Origin of the sequence: Lunatibacter salilacus (genome assembly GCF_009797935.1) — a bacterium.
In the GTDB taxonomy this organism is placed as follows: Bacteria; Bacteroidota; Bacteroidia; order Cytophagales; family Cyclobacteriaceae; genus Lunatibacter; species Lunatibacter salilacus.
This window is the reverse complement of record NZ_VOLC01000050.1, coordinates 1-1,026: the sequence shown is the minus strand read 5'-3', so window position 1 is coordinate 1,026 and position 1,026 is coordinate 1. Positions and strand designations below refer to the sequence as shown.

Annotated in this window: 1 protein-coding gene; it reads right to left on the bottom strand. The window is 49.9% G+C overall.

Annotation, left to right across the window (positions count from 1 at the left end):
- Window positions 1-672, bottom strand: a 672-nt coding sequence (locus FQ608_RS27070) for a transposase (RefSeq protein WP_158861639.1), incomplete at its 3' end; no start/stop codon positions are given.
- Window positions 673-1,026: the final 354 nt, after the last annotated feature.

Genomic DNA, 1,026 nt, shown 5'->3' with positions numbered 1-1,026 from the left:
GTAAAGTTTCACCATCTCCTCCCTGCTTACCGTTTCCATGTCCGTCAGGCTGCTGACAAGAATCTCCTCCACACCGCCTTCAAGTACGGTTTTGGTTACCCTGACGGTAATGGGAGAGGCTCCCGGGGTACTTTCCCGTTCGTTTTTGCTGGGCTCCCAGCAGGTTAAAAAATCCTGTCTGCTGTCGGCAATGCCCCTCTTTGCAAACCCCGAATTGGTAACCGACATGCGTATGCAGAAAGCCCTTTTGTTCTCAAAAAGCTTAAACACCCTGTTGAAGTGTCCAAAATTTCTGTCCAGAACCAGAAGGTCCCCGGGATCGGCGGGAACTGATTCAAGACAGGCGTCAAGCATGCCACTTTCCCCCGTGCTAGTCCTGCCCAGCCCCGCACTGGGTGTAAGGCCGGAAAGCACGTCATAGACAAGGAAAATCCGGGCAAGGGAGCGGTCGGTCTTGCCGGCACTGTTTGCCTGGATGCCGAAGTGGGCTCTTATCTGCTTTGAGCCGGGGAGACTGATTGTACTGCCGTCACCCGCAAGTACCCGGTACCCCTTCCAGCGGGGTAATGCAAGAGTTTGGGCATGGGCGGCGGTCAGCATGGAGAGATCCCGGAAGAAATCAGGTTTGATCTTGCTTCTGGCCTGACAAAACGCACTGCCGGAAACCTGCACTTTGGAAAGCTGGGATAGAACCCCATGGGTTACAAATTCAACCGACTCCTTGAACAGCTTTAGTATGGAAACGGCGACCGTCGGAAAATCGAGGACTGATGCCCGGCTGAAATCGGAAGGGGAACTTGTGTAAAACGACTGATTATCAGTAGAATGTAAAAAATCATAGATTTTTTTCCGGACATCCGTTAGGACTATCCGTGAATTGGGATGTAGGTTTTGCCTTCATTTCTATGTGTTTTATGAACTATAAATATAGTAAAAATAGCTGAAGATTCCATCAATTAATCAACCCACTTTCACCGGATTTACCTTAACTTAATACCATTGAGTGGATACTACACCCAGTCGGGG